Origin of the sequence: Nocardioides sp. zg-1228, assembly GCF_017086465.1 — a bacterium.
GTDB lineage: Bacteria > Actinomycetota > Actinomycetes > Propionibacteriales > Nocardioidaceae > Nocardioides.
On sequence record NZ_CP070961.1, the window covers coordinates 3,970,706 to 3,987,752 of the forward strand.

At 73.1% G+C, this 17,047-nt stretch carries 17 protein-coding genes; 6 read left to right on the top strand and 11 right to left on the bottom strand.

Features of this window, described 5'->3' with window-relative positions; translation table 11 throughout:
- Positions 1-7: 7 nt before the first annotated feature.
- Positions 8-598 (bottom strand): DUF664 domain-containing protein, encoded by a 591-nt coding sequence (locus tag JX575_RS19140; RefSeq protein WP_186339621.1) that lies wholly within the window; start codon positions 596-598, stop codon positions 8-10.
- Positions 599-692: 94 nt separating this feature from the next.
- Between JX575_RS19140 and JX575_RS19145 the strand changes: the two genes are divergently transcribed.
- Together JX575_RS19145 and JX575_RS19150 are read left to right on the top strand one after the other, a co-directional pair.
- Complete coding sequence (locus JX575_RS19145) at positions 693-1,817, top strand: oxidoreductase (RefSeq protein WP_186339622.1); 1,125 nt, start codon at positions 693-695, stop codon at positions 1,815-1,817.
- 31 nt (positions 1,818-1,848) lie between these two features.
- Positions 1,849-2,166 carry a hypothetical protein gene (locus JX575_RS19150; protein WP_186339623.1) on the top strand — a complete coding sequence of 106 codons (318 nt, stop codon included), beginning with the start codon at positions 1,849-1,851 and terminating at the stop codon, positions 2,164-2,166.
- Positions 2,167-2,282: 116 nt separating this feature from the next.
- On the opposite strand, the gene JX575_RS19155 is transcribed toward JX575_RS19150, so the two are convergent.
- Positions 2,283-2,519 carry a hypothetical protein gene (locus JX575_RS19155; RefSeq protein ID WP_186339624.1) on the bottom strand — a complete coding sequence of 79 codons (237 nt, stop codon included), beginning with the start codon at positions 2,517-2,519 and terminating at the stop codon, positions 2,283-2,285.
- 154 nt (positions 2,520-2,673) lie between these two features.
- Between JX575_RS19155 and JX575_RS19160 the strand changes: the two genes are divergently transcribed.
- Positions 2,674-4,077, top strand: a complete 1,404-nt coding sequence (locus JX575_RS19160; RefSeq protein ID WP_186339625.1) for an MFS transporter — start codon at positions 2,674-2,676, stop codon at positions 4,075-4,077.
- Positions 4,078-4,112: 35 nt separating this feature from the next.
- On the opposite strand, the gene JX575_RS19165 is transcribed toward JX575_RS19160, so the two are convergent.
- Entirely contained in the window at positions 4,113-4,985 is an 873-nt protein-coding gene (locus JX575_RS19165; RefSeq protein WP_186339626.1) for a sigma-70 family RNA polymerase sigma factor, read from the bottom strand.
- Between the two features lie 99 nt (positions 4,986-5,084).
- Between JX575_RS19165 and JX575_RS19170 the strand changes: the two genes are divergently transcribed.
- Positions 5,085-6,221, top strand: coding sequence for a prolyl oligopeptidase family serine peptidase (locus JX575_RS19170; protein WP_241005262.1), 1,137 nt, complete (start codon positions 5,085-5,087; stop codon positions 6,219-6,221).
- A gap of 35 nt (positions 6,222-6,256) precedes the next feature.
- Positions 6,257-6,679, top strand: a complete 423-nt coding sequence (locus JX575_RS19175) for a hypothetical protein (protein WP_186339627.1) — start codon at positions 6,257-6,259, stop codon at positions 6,677-6,679.
- A gap of 94 nt (positions 6,680-6,773) precedes the next feature.
- Here JX575_RS19175 and JX575_RS19180 read toward each other — a convergent pair whose 3' ends face one another.
- The 6 genes from JX575_RS19180 to JX575_RS19205 all read right to left on the bottom strand — a co-directional run bounded on the left by JX575_RS19180 (position 6,774) and on the right by JX575_RS19205 (position 15,224).
- Positions 6,774-9,239, bottom strand: coding sequence for an immune inhibitor A domain-containing protein (locus JX575_RS19180; RefSeq protein ID WP_186339628.1), 2,466 nt, complete (start codon positions 9,237-9,239; stop codon positions 6,774-6,776).
- A 125-nt stretch (positions 9,240-9,364) separates the two neighbouring features.
- The gene (locus tag JX575_RS19185) at positions 9,365-10,783 is read right to left on the bottom strand and encodes an MFS transporter (protein ID WP_241005263.1); all 1,419 of its coding nucleotides are present in this window, start codon (positions 10,781-10,783) and stop codon (positions 9,365-9,367) included.
- 127 nt (positions 10,784-10,910) lie between these two features.
- Positions 10,911-13,190 (bottom strand): catalase/peroxidase HPI, encoded by a 2,280-nt coding sequence (gene katG / locus JX575_RS19190; protein WP_186339629.1) that lies wholly within the window; start codon positions 13,188-13,190, stop codon positions 10,911-10,913.
- 67 nt (positions 13,191-13,257) lie between these two features.
- Positions 13,258-13,692, bottom strand: coding sequence for a Fur family transcriptional regulator (locus JX575_RS19195; RefSeq protein WP_186339630.1), 435 nt, complete (start codon positions 13,690-13,692; stop codon positions 13,258-13,260).
- 51 nt (positions 13,693-13,743) lie between these two features.
- Positions 13,744-14,295: a GNAT family protein gene (locus tag JX575_RS19200; protein ID WP_186339631.1), complete on the bottom strand. Its 552-nt coding sequence runs from the start codon at positions 14,293-14,295 to the stop codon at positions 13,744-13,746.
- A 59-nt stretch (positions 14,296-14,354) separates the two neighbouring features.
- Positions 14,355-15,224 (bottom strand): aldo/keto reductase, encoded by an 870-nt coding sequence (locus tag JX575_RS19205; protein ID WP_186339632.1) that lies wholly within the window; start codon positions 15,222-15,224, stop codon positions 14,355-14,357.
- On the opposite strand from JX575_RS19205, the gene JX575_RS19210 reads away from it, so the two are divergent.
- Complete coding sequence (locus tag JX575_RS19210) at positions 15,223-15,369, top strand: hypothetical protein (protein ID WP_186339633.1); 147 nt, start codon at positions 15,223-15,225, stop codon at positions 15,367-15,369. The genes JX575_RS19205 and JX575_RS19210 overlap by 2 nt on opposite strands.
- Before the next feature lie 84 nt (positions 15,370-15,453).
- Here JX575_RS19210 and JX575_RS19215 read toward each other — a convergent pair whose 3' ends face one another.
- Positions 15,454-15,858: a DUF6069 family protein gene (locus JX575_RS19215; protein ID WP_186339634.1), complete on the bottom strand. Its 405-nt coding sequence runs from the start codon at positions 15,856-15,858 to the stop codon at positions 15,454-15,456.
- Positions 15,855-16,856 (bottom strand): RNA polymerase subunit sigma-70, encoded by a 1,002-nt coding sequence (locus JX575_RS19220; RefSeq protein ID WP_186339635.1) that lies wholly within the window; start codon positions 16,854-16,856, stop codon positions 15,855-15,857. The genes JX575_RS19215 and JX575_RS19220 overlap by 4 nt, the downstream gene beginning before the upstream one ends.
- Between the last annotated feature and the right edge of the window lie 191 nt (positions 16,857-17,047).

Here is a 17,047-nt window from a genome sequence, read left to right on the forward strand (position 1 = left end):
GGACGACTCAGGAGACCCAGGGAGGCGTCCAGCCGTCGGGCGGGTCCTCGCCGACGCGCCGGTCGACGGCCTCGCGCAGCAGGTCGGCGTGGCCGGTGTGCCGGGCGTACTCCTCCAGCAGGTCGAGGAGCAGGCGGCGCAGGCGCGGGTGGTGGCCGTCCCCGTCGTCGACGTGGGCGAGGAGGTCCAGGCCGCCCTCGGCGAGGGCCGCCTCGATCCGGGCGGTGTTGCGCACGACCGCGTCGTCGTAGGCGGCGTACGTCTCGGCGGCGCCCAGCCGGTCGGTGGTGAACTCCCAGTCGTCGGTGCCGTCGTGGCCGAGCGAGCGCCACGGCTCGTCGAGCACCTCGCCGCGGAGCTTGGTCGTCAGGTAGTAGTCCTCGGCCATCGCCAGGTGGAGCAGCAGGCCGCCGAGGGAGAGCGCGGACGACGGCAGTCGATGCCGCAGGCCCGCCTCGTCGAGACCGTCGGCCTTCCACCGCAGCGTCGCGCGCTGACGGGCGAGCGCGCCGACCACGTGCTCGGCCTCGGTGCCGTCGATCGGCGGCTCCCACGGCGGCGGGACCCAGGTGTCGTGCTCGTCGTCCTCGGTGCTCATGCCGGGACCGTAGACCCGGTTGCGGACGTTCCGCGACCGGTTCACCGGGCACGGGGTGTGGACACCGATGCGCGCCTCGCGCCATGGTGTGCGGATGCGACGACTCGGCGTCACCCTCACCTCAGCCCTCACCTCAGCCCTCACCTCAGCGCTGGCCCTCGCGCTCGCCCTCCCGGCGACCGCGGCGCCGCCCGGCGCTTCCCCCGGCGCTTCCCCCGACGCCAGGCCCGGTGGGCCCGACCCGTTCCGCGACGGGTGGTCCGAGACCGTGGTCGACGCCGACCAGAACCTCCGCGGCCTGGCCGCCGTGAGCCGCAGCGAGGCGTGGGTGACGGGCGAGAGCCTGACCGACGGTGGGCCCGCCCGGGTCTTCCGCACGACCGACCGCGGCCGGACGTGGGTCGACGTGAGCCCCGAGCTCACCGAGGACCTGTCGTTCCGCGACGTCGAGGTCCACGGTCGCGTGGCCCACGTCCTGGCGATCGGTCCCGGCGAGGCCTCGCGGATCTACCGCTCCACCGACGGCGGTGCCAGCTGGACCGAGGCGTTCCGCAACACCGACGAGGATGCGTTCTACGACTGCATGGCCTTCTACGGCGGGGGCAAGCGCGGCCTGGCCGTCAGCGACCCCGTCGACGGCAAGCTCCGCATGCTGTCCACGGCGGACCGCGGCCGGAGCTGGTCGGTGCTGCCCAGCAGGGGCATGCCGGCCTCGGACGGCGAGTTCGGCTTCGCCGCCAGCGGCGACTGCCTGGTCACCGCCGGCCGGTCGGCGTTCCTGATCACCGGCGGCAAGCGCTCGCGCGTGCTGCGCTCCGACGACCGTGGACTGACCTGGACCGCCACCCCCTCCGGCATCCCGGCCGGTGAGGCCGCCGGCGGGTTCGCCGGCGACTTCGCCTCGCCCCGCCACGGCATCGCGGTCGGTGGCGACTTCGCCGACGCCGACGACACCGAGGACACGACGGCCTTCACCCGCGACGGTCGCACGTGGACCGTCGGCGCCGACCTGAGGCACGTCGGCGAGGACGTGTCCTTCCTGCGCGGCACCCGCTACGCCGTCGCCACCGGCGACTACGGCGGCTCGGCCGGATCGAGCATCACCTCCGACGGCGGGGCCACGTGGAAGCGCGTCAGCACGCTGGGCTACCACGCCATCGAGTGCGTCGCGACGGTGTGCTGGGCGGCAGGGTCGAAGGGCCGCGTCGGGCGCGGCTGAGTCGCGTACGCCGTCTCGCTAGGGTCGAGGGATGGCCGACCTCTCCCGCGTCCCGACCGCCCCCCTGCTCGCCGCCGGCCTCGTCGGTGGTTTCACGCTCGCCCAGCGCACCGGCGTACGACCCCTCGGCGGGGCCGCGATGCTCGGCGCCAACGTGCTCGCCGCGCGCCAGTGGTACGCCGTCGGCGGCGCGCCGCTGGTGGCCGGGCTGAGCGCGGCCTACTGGACCGCCATGGGCGTCTCGCACCCGCTCGCGAAGAAGGTCGGCACCTGGCCGTCCGTCCTCGGCGTCACCGCCGCGGCCTCCGGCGCGGCGTGGCTGCTCGCCGACCGTCGCGCCCGCCCCTGACGGTCGCTCCCCCCGCCCGCCCGTGATGGTTCATCAAGGTATGTAGGGCAACCCGCACTTCCCACGGTCCACTCGCCGTGGGAAGTGCGGGTCCAGCGACATACCTTGATGAACCGTCAGTCGTCGGGGAGTGCGGCGAAGGCGGCCTGCATCTCGCGGTACCAGCCGAGCGACCGCTTGGGGTGACGCCAGCGGCCCTTCATCTCCTTGCGGGCCGGCAGGTGGGCCTCGTCGCCCTCCTTCTCGGCCTCCTTGAGGTGCGTGTCCTGCGCGACGATCACGTCGTCGTGGGTCTCGCCGCGGTGGGCGAGGTCGCACGGGCCGCCGAGCTGGCGGCAGGTCATGGTCTTCATGCCGTCCTCCTCCTTCGTGTTGGTGGTGACTCTGCCCGGTCGACGAGCGGGACGCCACGGACGTGACACGCGGCGTCGCGGCGCGGGCCCTCGCGTGCCCTGCGCATGGCCGACCACGCCGGTAGAGTCGACGCCTCGGACAGGGGGCGCGCACATGGCGAGGTCACGCAGCGTCGCGGGCGGGTGGCTGGTCGTCGTCTGCTGCCTCTCGCAGTTCCTGCACACCGTCTACGGCAGCGTCGCCAACATCGCCCTGCCCGACATCTCGCGCGACCTCGGCGCCGGACTGGGCTCCCTGCAGTGGGTGGTGAGCGCCTACGTGCTGAGCCTGGCGAGCCTGTTGGTCTTCGCGGGCAACCTCGCCGACCGCATCGGCCGACGGCGCGTGCTCGTGCTGGGCAACGTGGTGATGGTCGTCGGCTCGATCGTCTGCGCCCTCAGCACCTCGGTGCCATCGCTCGTCGTCGGGCGGGTCGTCCAGGGTGTCGGCAGCGCCCTGATCGCGCCGGCCGGCCTGTCCCTGCTGGCGGCGGCGTTCCCCGAGACCGCCCGGCGCGCCGTCGCGGTGATGTGGTGGACGACGATCGGCACCGCGTCGCTCGCCGCGGGCCCGATCCTCGGCGGTCTGCTCGTCAAGGACCTCGGCTGGACATCGGTCTTCTGGGCCGGGGTGCCGCTGGGGGGGGTCGCGTCAGTCCTCGCGGTCGCGCTCCTGCAGGAGTCGCGTTCCGAGCGCCCGACCCCGTTCGACGGTGTCGGCCAAGTACTGCTGACCCTCCTCCTCGCCGCGGTCGCGTTCACCCTCATCGAAGGGTCGCACCTCGGGTGGACGTCCGCGCCGGTGCTCGCTGCCGCCCTCGTCGCCGTCGCCTCACTGGTCGCCCTCGCGCCCTACGAGCTGCGCCGCTCCGACCCGCTGCTGCCGCTGCACCTGCTGGGCGACCGGCCGTTCGTCACCGCGCTGTCCATGGCGGTGGCGGGCTACCTCGCGCTCGCGGGCCTGCTGTTCGTCAACACGTTCTACCTGCAGTCCGAGCGCGGGCTGGACGCCACGCAGGCCGGTCTCATGACGATCCCGCTGGCCGCGGGCGCCACCGCCTCGGCCCTCCTGGCGGCGCGCCTCGTGGCCGGCGGCCACTCCCGTGCGGCACTGGTCGCCAGCGGCGTGCTCATCGCCCTCGGCGCCGGAGGTCTGTGGACGACCGAGTCGGCGGCGCTGTGGACGGTCGTCGTCCCCTACTTCGTCTTCGGTCTCGGGTTCGGCCTCATCGCCGATCCCGTCAGCGTCACCGCGCTCTCCGAGCTGCCGACCGCGGAGGCGGGGCTGGCGTCCAGCCTCATCTCCACCTCCAAGCAGACCGGCCAGCTGATCGGCATCGCCGGCGTCGGCTCGATCCTCGCCATACCGCAGACGTCGTCGGACGCACTGGCGTTCGACCACATGGGCGGGTGGGTGTGGGCGGTGCTGCTGGTCGCCGGGGTGCTCATCGCCGGGCTCGCGCTCAGCACGCCTCGCGAGCGGATCGCCGTGCCCCACAAGCCGCCCGTCCACCACTGACCGCCTCCACCGGGCCGTCCGCGCCACGGCGCTCGTCACGACCTCGCTGCGTCGCCCTCGCGCCGCACGACCTGCTCCAGCACGGCAGGATCGGCGCGGAAGGTGATCGCCCGGACCCGGCCGTCGGCCACCTCGAAGTCGAAGACGACGGCAGCCGCCCCGCGGTGGAACCACGCCGAGGCGGGACGGTCGCCGACGAAGACGGCCAGGGCCGCCTGGGCGCTGCCGTTGAAGAAGGTCGCCACCTCGTCGCGGCCCTCGATGGACGCGGGCGTGCCCATCAGGACGGCCGCCTCGTCGGCACCGACCACCGCGTCGGGCGCGAGCAGCCGCAGCAGCCGCTGGAAGTCGCCGCCCCGGGCCGCGGCCATGAACGCGTCGACCACCTCCCAGTCGGCCAGCGCGTCCTCCGGGGCGGGTTGGGACACCTTGGCGCGGGCCCGCGAGGCGAGCTTGCGGGCCGAGACCTCGGTGGTGTCGAGGACGGCGCCGATGGTCGCGAAGTCGAACCCGAAGCTGTCGTGCAGCACGAACGCGACCCGCTCGCGCGGCGACAACCGGTCGATCACCGCCTGGAGGGCGATCCCGACGGTGTCGGCGAGCGCGACGTCGTCCGCCGGGTCGGGCGGGGCCTCGACCCAGAGCTCGCCCGTCGCGTCGTCGAGCACGGGGTCCTCCACGGGGACGGGCGTACGCGCGCGGAGCCGGTCGAGGCACAGCCGGGTGGTGACGGTGGTGAGCCAGGCGGCCAGGTTGTCGATCTCGGTGCCGTCGCGGTCCGCGGCGCGCTCGAGCCGCAGCCAGGCCTGCTGGACGACGTCCTCGCCCTCGGCGTGGTCGCCGAGCACCCGCGCGGCGAGCACGAGCAGCCGTGGCCGCTCGGCCTCGAAGGCCTCCGTCCGGTCCATGGGTCCACCTTTGCGCGTGCACGACGTCTCGACCAGTCGACGCACCAGCGGCCGCGGACGTGACACCCGCGCGACCGGCCGCCTTGCACACTGGAGGACATGCAGGCTCTCCGGCTCCGGGCCGCGGCCCCGATGGCGACCGTCGTCGCGCTCCTGGTGCTGCTCACCGGCTGCAACGGCGGCGGCGCGGATGGCGACGCGGGCGGCGGCGAGGCGCCGAGATCCAGCGGCACGCCGTCCGCCGAGCCCACCGAGGAACGCACCCAGGACCCGTCCGAGGAGCCCACCGCGCAGCCGTCCGAGCAGCCGTCCGAGGAGCCCAGCGAGGAGCTCGCGCCGGCCCATCCCATCTCGATGGCCGCCCTGTCGCGGGCCGAGCTGACCGGTGGCGGGCTCCGGCTCGGCGCCGTGCGCGAGCAGACGGCCGCCTACACGTCGTACGACGTCACCTTCGCCTCCACGACGGCGGGCGAGGGCACGCGGCCGCTGCGGATCAGCGGGGTGCTCAACGTGCCGCGCGGGCGCGGGCCGTTCCCGGCGGTCGTGCTGGCCCACGGCTACATCGACCCCGCCTACTACGTCCGCGGCCAGGGCATGACCCGCGAACGCGGCTTCCTGGCCCAGCGCGGCTACGTCGCGCTGCACGTCGACTACCGCAACCACGCCGAGTCGAGCGACGACCCGCGCATCGAGACGGCCGTGCGGCTCGGCTACGCCGCGGACGCGATCGCCGCCCTGCACGCGCTGCGGGAGTCGCGTGACGTGCGCGTCGACCGCGACCGGATCGCGCTGTTCGGGCGGTCGATGGGGGGCGGGGTGATGATGCGCGCGCTGGCCGCCGAGCCGGGTCTGTTCGCCGCCGGCGTCGGCTGGGCCTCGGTGTCGAGCCTGGAGGCCGACAACTTCGCGCAGTTCCAGCGTCCCGACGCGCCGCTCGCCCAGCTCGCGGCCGGCTTCCGCGGCCGGCACGGCCTGCCGGCCGACGATCCGGAGTTCTGGCGCGGCATCTCGGCGCGACCCCGCTTCGGCGACGTCACCGAGCCGGTGCTGATGGTGCACGGACGCCTCGACGACACCTGCCCGCCCGCGTGGGCGCGAGCCACCCAGCGCGCCATGACGCGGGCCGGGGTCGACGCGACCCTCGAGTGGTACGACGACGGGCACGCGTTCGGCCCGGCGTTCATCGCTGCGATGGATCGCACGGTGCGCTTCCTCGACGCCCGGATGCCGGCCTGACGGAGCCGTCGACCACCTCCCGGCGTCCCACCACCATGCGCTCTCGGACCGTCGCCCTCCTCGCCCTCCTGCTCACGGTGTCCGTCTCGGGGTGCGGCGATCGCGAGCCGGGCGACTCCGACCCGACCACGAAGCCGACCGCCACCGAGCCCAGCACCGAGCCCAGCACCGAGCCCAGTTCCGATCCCAGCTCGGAGCCCACTGGGGCGCCGACCACCGGCAGCACCACCCCGCCGAGCGAGGCCCTGCAGAAGGTGCGGGTGGTCGGCGAGGTCGTGCTGATCGGCGACTGCCTCGCGGTGCGCGACGACCACGCGATCACGTGGACGATCACCGGCGGTCCGGCCGCCGACCTGGTGCCCGGCGACCGGGTCGCGGTGACGGGTGCGCCCGACCTGGCGGCGACCGGGTGCGCCGGGTCGGTCGTCCGGGCGTCGGCGGTCCGGGTCCTGGGTTGACGCACCGGGTGACGCAGCGAGGGCCGGGAGCCATGCGGCTCCCGGCCCTCGCTGCGACCTGGTCGTCAGGCCGACGGCGTCGGCCCGACGGGGATCAGCGCACGCGGATCCGCATGCTGGTGCCGCTCTGGGAGAGCACCTGGATCTTCACGCCCACTCCGGCCACCTTCACGCCGACCCGGGGCAGGCCCGCGGCCGCGTACGGCGCGAAGTAGCGGTTGGGGTCGCTGTCGTCGAAGAGCGGGTTGGCCGCTCGTCCACGGATGTAGCTGCGCCGACCGTTGGCCGTCAGGTAGAAGGAGTCGGACGTCTGCAGGCTGAACGGCGCGTCGTAGGTCTGGATGCGTCCGCGCCACGCGGCCCCCTGGAGGTTGTAGTGCGGCTCCGGGTTGGCGTCGACAGGCAGCACCAGGCCACTGCCGGGGTGCTGGCTGGTGTTGTTGTCGGTGTAGGACGAGTCCCAGTAGTTGACCAACAGGCCGTCCTGGTAGGGGAACTTCTCCACGAAGTCGGGCCGGTCGGCGAAGCTGAAGTTGTAGGGACCGGTCTGGAGGTACTTGTCGTAGGAGACGTACTGGCGGTTGCTGGCCAGGTAGAACTGGTCGTAGGCGGTGTTGTAGCTGGCTCCCACCGAGGAGAAGCCGGCCAGGGCCCACCCGTTGGGCGAGGTCTCGGCGCCGTCGGCGAGCACGGTCGTGGTGCCGTTGGTCACCTTGATGTCGTCGACCAGCAGACCGGACCAGCCGAGGGCGGGGTCCTGTCCCTCGACGGCACCGTCGGTGGCGTAGCGGGCGCGGAACCCGATCGTCGTGCCGGCGTAGGCCGACAGGTCGAACGTGGCCGTGACGTAGCCGTTGCTGACCCCGTCGATGCCCGGCTCCTTGACCGGGTCGTTGTCGGGGTTGGCGTCACCGTCGGTGTCCGGGTCGATCGACGCTGTGTCGAGCGCCGTCCAGGTGCCGCTGCCCGCGGGGGACTCGACCTCGAACCAGGCGTAGTCGTAGTCCTCCTCGATGTTCCACGCGGCCTTCAGCGACAGGGACGTCGTGCCGGCCGGGACGGCCAGGTCGGCGCGGGACATCGACGAGCGGTAGTTGTTGCCGCGACCGCTGTACCACTGCTTGGCGCCCTCGGTCGGGGTGAGCAGCGCGGTCGGGATCTGCTTGTCGGGGAGCACGACCGCGACGCCCTGGGCCTTCGCGGAGTTGTACTCGTGGGGGCCGAGGTCGATCGTGCGGTCCTGGCCCGCGACCACGGTCTCGTAGTCGAGCCAGCCCAGCTGCAGCTTGTCCCACACGCCGAGGTCGGCGGTGCGGGTGCCGATGCCCTGGTCGCCCGCGGCCGACACGCGGCTCTGGGCCATCAGGGTCCACCAGCTGACGGGGTTGTCGCCCGAGGCGGCCGTGTCGTAGTGGTCGGGCAGGCCGAGGTCGTGGCCGTACTCGTGCGCGACGACGGACAGGCCGCCGTTCTCCGGCTGCACGGTGTAGTCGGCCACCCAGATGCCGGTGTTGCCGATCTGCGTGCCGCCGTCGGGGTTGGCGACGCCGCCGGGGGTCGGGCCCTGGCCGGTGTTCTGGAAGGCCTTCCAGCGGTGGCTCCAGATCGCGTCCTCGCCGTAGAGCGGGTCGCCGTCGGCCTGGTCGCCGCCGGCGTGGATGATCTGGAAGCGGTCGATGTAGCCGTCGGGCTCGTCGAAGTTGCCGTCGCCGTCGAAGTCGTTGCGGTCACGGATGTCGTACTGCGACACCGTGCGCTTGATCTGGGCGTCGGTCCTGCCGGCGGCCTTCTGGTCGGCGACCCAGGCGTTCATGCCGTCGGAGACGAGGTTCCAGACGTTGGTGCAGTTGGTGCCGCCGCAGGGGTAGCCGTTGCTGCGGCCGTAGCGCGCCTGGTTGTAGGGCACCGTCGTGACGTCGGTGACCATGCCCTCGACGCTGTAGCGGCCCGAGGACTGACGCTCGTAGTAGGTCTTGAGCGACTCGACGCCCTCGCCCTCACCGAAGTAGAGGTCGCGGTAGTAGCGCTTGTTGAAGTTGGGGCGCCACTGGGTGGAGTTGTCGTCGGCTCCCGGCTTGGGGATCTCGTTGAACCCCGGTCCGTCGAAGCGCGTGGGCCCGGCCGTCAGTGGATCGGTGTCACGGTCGGGGAAGTCGGGGTGGCGCTGGGTGCCGTAGTCGACGAGGAACACGAACACCTTGTCGGTGCGCTCGTTGCTCAGCTCGACGTACTGGTCCTGGGTGGCGGCCGCGGCCTTGGCCTTGCGGCCACGGGCGTTGGTGGAACGTGCGGCGGCCGGCTCCGTGCCGACCTTGAGCACGCTGTTGCCGTTGATGGTCTGCGGCGCGGCCTCGCCGCTCAGCACGTCGGCCCAGGCCTGCTGCCGGAGCGCCTCCTGCTTCTCCGCTGCCGGGTTGGGCAGGACGTGCTCGGCGGTGGCCGCACGCGCCTCATCGGCGCTGCGCTGGTCGTCCGCCGGGGCGGCGTACGAGGGAGCGAGGCTCAGTGCCCCGGCCCCGGTGATCAGGGCCAGGGACAGCCCAAGGGTCGTGGATCTCACGAGACTTCCTTTCCGAGAGGCAGGAAGGCGGGCGGGATCGGCCACGACAACTCCCTGCCCTGCGGACACTAAGCGCGGAGGCGGGGTCTTGAACAGGGCCAACCTTGGGGAAACTGACCGATCGGTCAGTGCATGGGGGGCGCCTCGAGCTCCTGGGGAGGCGCCGAGGCGTAGGCGTCCGAGAGGCGTCGGTAGGGCGCGGAGGCCAGCGCGGCGAGCACGGTGACGAACATGATCGCGCCGGCGATCAGGAACACCAGCGCGATCCCACGCGCGTCGCCGTCGCCGAGCAGCCACCGCCAGGTGTCGCGGCCCTCCGGCGACTCCATGTAGGGGATGAGGGCGAACTCGGCGACCGGACCGATGAGGAACGCCGAGATCGGGCTGGCGGCCAGCTCGACGCTCTGGGCGAACCCGAACACCCGTCCCTGGGTGCGGAACGGGACGACGCGCTGGAGGATCGTCTGCTCGGCCGACTCGGCGGCCGGGATGATGCACATGAACACGAAGAGGCCCACGACGTAGAGCCACGCCGACTCCCGCAGCGTGAACGTCATCCCGAGGACGGCGACGGCGACGTTGACCAGCAGCAGGGTGCGCACGGGGTTGGCGCCGAGACCGAAGCGGGCGACCAGACCGCCGCCGACGACGAATCCGATGCCCGTGACCCCGAGCACGACGCCCCAGGCCTCCACGCTGAACAGCGTGAGGCCGTAGGGGTCCATCAGCGCGATGTAGACGCCGTTGACGAGGTTGTTGAACGTCGAGAAGAGGATCAGCGCGACCAGTCCGGGCACGGCTCGGATGGCGGCGACCGCGCCGCGCACGTCGAAGCGGGAGGCACCCGCCTCGGGCACCGGGTCGAGCTCGGGGATCGGGATCGGCAGCAGGTGGAGCAGCGAGGCCGCGGTGAGCGCGATCGCGACGGCGAGCGTCCAGCCCATGCCGAGCAGGCCGACGCTGAGCCCGCTGAAGACGCTGGTGATCATGAACGCGACGCCCTGGACGGTGCCCACCAGGCCGTTGGCCTTGTCGCGGCCGTCCTCGGGGACGAGGAGCGTCACGGTGGTGGAGAGGGCGATGTTGCGCAGGCTCTCCACGACGCCGCCGACCAGCACGACGGCGGCGAACAGCCAGAACCACGCGCTGCCCCAGTCGGCCAGGCGCTCCTCGCCCAGCAGCACCCACAGCCCGCCCGACGCCGCGTAGGCGACGAGCGTGACCGTCGAGGAGGCGACCATCACCCGCTTCTTGCGGTGGTGGTCGACCAGGGTGCCGAAGTAGGTGCCGCAGACGGCGGTGAACAGCATGTAGCCGCCGCCGATGATCGCGGTGGCCATGACCGAGCGCGTCTCGAGGTAGGCCCAGAACGTGAGGGCGAACCAGAGATAGCTCGAGGTGACGTTGGCGACCAGCGTGTTGACGAGCACGTGGCGGAACGTGCGCAGGGTCTCCTGGCCGCGGGTCACCCCCGGCGGGAGATGTGCCTCGACGAGCGGGGCCGCGGGGGCCGCCGGCACCGGGTCGAGGTCGTCCTTGGACACACCGCGACCCTAGGCGCCCCCACCGACACCGCGCCTCCGACTTCCGGCCCCGCTCTCCGGGCGGGGAGCCGCCCGGACGCGACGACGGCCCGGACCCCGCAGAGGGGTCCGGGCCGTCGCAGGCGGGTCAGCGCAGGTCGAAGCGGTCCAGCTCCATGACCTTGGCCCAGGCCGCGGCGAAGTCGGCCACGAACTTCTCGCGGGCGTCGTCGCTCGCGTAGACCTCGGCCAGCGCCCGCAGCTGCGAGTTGGAGCCGAAGATCAGGTCGACCGCGGTGGCGGTCCACTTCAGCTCGCCGGTCGCGGCGTCGCGGATGTCGTAGACGCCCTCCTCGGACTCCGAGGCCTTCCACTGCGCGCCGGGGGCGAGCAGGTTGGCGAAGAAGTCGTTGGTGAGCACGCCCGGGCGGTCGGTGAGGACGCCGTGCTGGACGCCGCCGACGTTGTTGCCCAGGGCCCGCAGGCCGCCGACGAGCACGGTCATCTCGGGCGCCGTGAGGTCGAGCATGTAGGCGCGGTCGACCAGGAGCGTCTCGGGCCGCAGCTTGGCGCCGGGACGCACGTAGTTGCGGAACCCGTCGGCGCGCGGCTCGAGCACCCGGAAGGAGTCGACGTCGGTCTGCTCCTGGGTCGCGTCGGTGCGACCGGCGTGGAACGGCACCGTGACCTCGACGCCCGCGTCGCGGGCGGCCTTCTCGACCGCGGCGTTGCCCGCGAGCACGATCAGGTCGGCGAGCGAGACCTGCGCCCCGCCCTTGGCGTTGAAGTCGGACCGGATGGACTCGAGCGTGTCGAGCACGCGGGAGAGCTGCTCGGGCTGGTTGATCTCCCAGGTGCGCTGCGGCTCGAGGCGGATGCGGGCGCCGTTGGCGCCGCCGCGCTTGTCGGTGAAGCGGAAGCTCGCGGCCGAGGCCCACGCGGTCGAGACCAGCTCGGAGACCGAGAGGCCGGAGTCGAGCACGGCGGCCTTGAGGGTCTCGATGTCGGCGTCGCCGACGAGCTCGCCCTCGACCGGCGGGACCGGGTCCTGCCAGAGCTGCGCCTCGGGCACCCAGGGGCCGAGGAAGCGGCTGACCGGGCCCATGTCGCGGTGGAGCAGCTTGTACCAGGCCTTGGCGAAGGCCAGGCGGAACTCCTCGGGGTTGTCCTTGAAGCGACGCGAGATCTTGTCGTACTCGGGGTCCATGCGCAGCGCCAGGTCGGAGGTGAGCATGCGGGGCTCGCGACGCGGGTCGCCCTCGTGGGCACCCGGCACCATGTCGGCGCCGGCGCCGTTCTTCGGGCGCCACTGGTGGGCGCCCGACGGGGACTCCATCAGCTCCCAGTCGTAGGCGTAGAGGATGTGGAAGAACTCGTTGTCCCACCGGGTCGGGTGGTAGGTCCAGGTGACCTCGAGGCCGGAGGTGATCGTGTCGCCGGCCTTGCCGCTGCCGAACTCGCTCTTCCAGCCCAGGCCCTGCTGCTCGAGCGGCGCGCCCTCGGGCTCGGGGCCCACGAGGGAGGCGTCGCCGGCGCCGTGGGTCTTGCCGAACGTGTGGCCGCCGGCGATCAGCGCGACGGTCTCCTCGTCGTTCATCGCCATCCGCGCGAACGTGGTGCGGATGTCGCGCGCGGACGCGATCGGGTCGGGGTTGCCGTTGGGGCCCTCGGGGTTGACGTAGATCAGGCCCATCTGGACCGCGCCGAGGACCTCGTCGAGCTCGCGCTCGCCGGAGTAGCGCTCGTCGCCGAGCCAGGTGTCCTCGGGGCCCCAGAAGATCTCCTCCGGCTCCCAGACGTCCTCGCGGCCGAAGGCGAAGCCGAAGTTCTCGAAGCCCATGTCCTCCATGGCGACCGTGCCGGCCAGGACGATCAGGTCGGCCCAGGAGATCTTCTGGCCGTACTTCTGCTTGACCGGCCACAGCAGGCGCCGCGCCTTGTCGAGGTTGGCGTTGTCGGGCCAGGAGTTGAGCGGGGCGAAGCGCTGGCCGCCGTCGCCCGCGCCCCCGCGGCCGTCGTAGATGCGGTAGGTGCCGGCGGCGTGCCAGCTCATCCGCACGAACAGGCCGCCGTAGTGGCCGAAGTCGGCGGGCCACCAGTCCTGCGAGGAGTGCATCAGCTCGACCAGGTCGGCCTTGAGCGCCTCGACGTCGAGCTTCTCGAACTCGCTCTTGTAGTCGAAGTCGGCGCCGAGCGGGTTGCCCTTCGGCGAGCGCGCGTGCAGGACCGAGAGGTCGAGCATGTCGGGCCACCAGTCCTGGAGGCTGTGGGGACGGCCGCCGGTCTTGGGCTGCGGCGAGTCGATCGCCGGGTTCTCGCTCTCGCTGCCCTGGGCGGTGGCGGAGTCGTGCATGACCGGACACCCGGCCTCGGCCTTCCGGTCGACCCCCTGGGGGCTCTCGGGGGTGGTGTCCTGGCTGTCGGTCATGGTGAAACCTTTCGAGAGGGGATCGGTGCGTGGCGTGGGGTGGGACGGGGGATGCGGCGGGGAGGCGTCAGGTGACGACGGCCCGGTCGGTGGAGCAGTCGGCGCACAGGCCCCAGTAGGTGACCTCGGCCTCGTCGACGACGAAGCCGCCGGTGCCGGAGGCGTCGAGGCAGGGGCGGGCACCGATCGCGCAGTCGACGTCGGCGACGACGCCGCACGAGCGGCACACGGCGTGGTGGTGGTTGTCGCCGACGCGCAGCTCGTAGCGCGCGGTGGAGCCGGCCGGCTGGATGCGGCGCACCAGCCCGGAGTCGGCGAGCGCGCCGAGGACGTCGTAGACCGCTTGGTGGGAGACGGTCGGCTCCTCGGTGCGCACGGCGGCGAGCAGGTTGCCGGTGTCGGCGTGCGGGTGACGGCGTACGGCGCGGAGCACGGCCAGACGCGGCCGGGTGACCCGGAGGTCAGCACTGCGCAGGAGGTGCTCGAAGTCGACGTCGTCCATCGCGCCCACCCTGCCCCGTTTTCTTGAACGAGTCAAGTTTGTGGCGACGCCTCAGTCGCGCGGGGGCGGGCCGGCCCACTCGCGGGCCAGGAGCGACCAGACCTCGAGGTCCTGGCGCTGGTCGCGGACCCAGAACGCCTCGCGCAGGGTGCCCTCGTGGGTGAATCCGAGCCGCTGCGCCACCCGCCGGCTGGCGTGGTTGCCCGGGGCGCAGCGCCACTCGACGCGGTGCATCCCCCGCTCGGTGAAGGCCCAGTCGAGCATCGCGGCGACCGCCCGGGTGACGATGCCCCGCCCGCGCGCCGGCGAGGCGAGGAAGACGCCCGCCTCGGCCGTGCGGGAGCGGGCGTTGATGCTCGGGAACAGCGTGCCGCCGACGAGCTCGTCCCCGACCCAGATGCCGAGGAGACGCCGGGTGCCCTCCCCGCGGGCCTTGGCGAAGCCCTCGATGAACCCGCGGGCGGCGTCGACGTCCTCGAAGCCCTCCCACGGCAGCCACTCGTAGAAGTCGGCGCCGTGCGCGCGGAACAGGCCGGCGAGCTGCTCGGCGTGCCAGGGCTCGAGGTCACACAGGCGGGCGTCGTCGATCTGCAGGCTCAGCACGCGCGCCACCCTAGGGCCGCCCGGCGACGCCTCGCGCGCGCCGGGCCGGCCCGCGCAGGTCAGCTCGCGTCGAGGCGCGCGAGCTCGTCGGCGGTGAGCTCGATGTCTGCCGCGGCGGCGGAGTCGACGATCGAGGCGGGCCGCTTGGCTCCGGGGATGGGGATCACGACCGGCGACTGGGCGAGCTCCCAGGCCAGCGCGACCTGCTGCGCGCTGATGCCGCGCTCGCGGGCGACCTCGGCGAAGGCGGGGTGCTTGTCGGCGAGCTCCTTGGCGTCGGACAGCCCGCCCAGCGGGCTCCACGGGAGGAAGGCCAGGCCGAGCTCGTCGCAGACGTCGATCTCGGGCCGGCTGGAGCGGAACTTGGGGCTGAACTGGTTCTGCACGCTCACCAGCGCGTCACCCAGCACGGCGTGGGCGTCGCGGATCTGCTGCGGGTCGGCGTTGGAGAGGCCGATGTGCGCGACCTTGCCGCTGTCGGCGATCTCCTTGAGCGTGCCGATGACCTCCTCGTAGGGGACCTTCGGGTCGGGGCGGTGGTGCTGCCACAGCGCGATCTGCTCCACGCCGAGGCGCTGCAGGCTGGCGTCGACAGCCTCGCGGAGGTGGGTCGCGGAGCTGTCGGTGTCCCAGCCGCCGCCGTCGGTGCGGACGTGGCCGCCCTTGGTGGCGAGGAGGACGCGGTCACGTACGCCGAGCTCGTCGAGGATCGAGGCGATCAGGCGCTCGTTCTCACCCTGGGCGTCCGCACCCAGCTCGTCGCCGGGCCCGTAGGCGTCGGCGCTGTCGAAGAGGGTGACACCGGCGTCGAGGGCCGCCGAGACGGTGTCGAGCAGCTGCTGGCGCGGCTGCGTGCCGGTCTGGTCGAAGGTCATCAGGCCGAGGCCGACGGCGCCGACCTGCTGGTTGCCGAGAGTGCGCGTCTTCATGTCCCGACCCTACGGTCGACCGCCTGAGCCGCCGGGTGAGCCGCTGGGTGAGCCGCTGGGTGAGCCGCCGGGGCCCGAGCGCCTCGAGGAGCTCGAGGAGCTCGAGGAGCTCGAGGGGCCGCAGCGGGGCGCGGCGGCGCGGTAGTGAGGGACGGTCTACGCACGCTCCCTCGCCACGCCCCTGGGCCGGGACCTCGGCCTGCTGCCGGAGGCCAGGGGCCGACGCCCGTCAGGCCGAGGCCGCGCGGGCCGGCGTGCGCAGGGTGCGTGCGACGACCGGGACGACGACCGCGGCGGCGAGCAGGTGCAGCACGACGAGCGTCACCGCGGTGGCGGCGTCGGCGGCCGCCACGAACGGCGCGATGAGCGACAACGCGGTCAGCGCGGTCGTCGTACGCAGCCACCACGCCACCGGGCGGGTGCTCCACCGCGACAGTGCCGCCGCGATCGGCACCCCGGCGGCAGCGAGGACCAGGGTGACGAAGGCGATGCCCGAGACCGGGATCGCCTCGCCCCCGTCGACCTCGAGGGTGACGCCCGCGCCGCGGGCGGCGGCGGCGACTGCGGCGTTGACGGCCGCGGCCGCGGCGGCCGCCCCGAGCCCGACCAGGGCGGTCCGGGCGAGCCCGCTCACCGCTGCACTCCCTCGCCGGGGAGCCGGTCGGGCAGGCCGAGGGAGGCGAAGCGGTCGGCGTCGAAGATGGTCACCTCGGTCACCGCCCCGCCGGAGATGCGGAGCACGTCGAGGGTCAGCGGGAGATGGGCCGCCTCCTGCTCGTTCCACAGGTAGTGGGCGACGGCCGGCTGCCGGTTGACCGCGGTCGGCAGCGCGCGGAAGCCGCTCATCTGCGGGTAGCCCTGGGCGACCCAGTCCGCCACGACCGCCTCGCGACCCACCAGCAGCCCCTGCGAGGGCGGCATCGCGAACCGGACGTCGTCGCGCAGCATCGTGGCGAGCGCGTCGATGTCGGTGGCGATGCTGGCCTCGGTGAAGCGTCGGACCAGGTCGCGCGTCGCGGTGTCGTCGTCCTCGCCGGTCCAGTCCTGGCGCTCGGCCGGCAGGTGCTGCCGCATGCCCGCGCGGGCACGCTGGAGGGCGCTGTTGACGGAGTTGACCGAGTCGCCGAGCAGCTCGGCGACCTCCTTGGCGGGCCAGCCGAGCACGTCACGGAGGATCAGCACGGCCCGCGGACGCGGAGCCAGGTGCTGCACCGCGACGAGGTAGGCGAGCTCGATGGTCTCCCGGGCGACGGCCAGCGCCTCGGGCTCGTCGGCGCCGTCGGCGCTCAGCTCGTCGAGCAGCCGGTCGGGGTAGGGCTGCAGCCACGGCACCTCGCCCCCGGAGGCCGGCTCGGGGCGGCGCCGGGCGAGCAGGTCGAGGCACACGTTGGTGGCGATCCGGTAGAGCCAGGCCCGCACCGGGGAGCGCCCCTCGTAGGTCGCCCGGGCGCGCCAGGCCCGGAGGTAGGCCTCCTGCACGGCGTCCTCGGCGTCCTGGAACGACCCGAGCATCCGGTAGCAGTGCACGTGGAGCTCGCGGCGGTGCCGCTCGGCGAGCGCCGCGAACTCCGTCTGGTCCATGGCCTGCCACGCGTCCATGTCGACCTCCTGGGTGATCGTCTCGAGCGTCATCGTCCAACCTTTCGTCCATCGTTGCCTGACACCCGTGTGACCGCTGCCGGACCCGGAACTCATCACCCGGCACACGACGGCCGCTCCGGGCGCGCCGTCCCACGATGCGGGAGGGGGGAGGACACCCCCCTCGGGGTGCACCCTTTCGGGGGCGACCTGCCTTACGTTTCGGACTTCCACCCCCCGTGAGA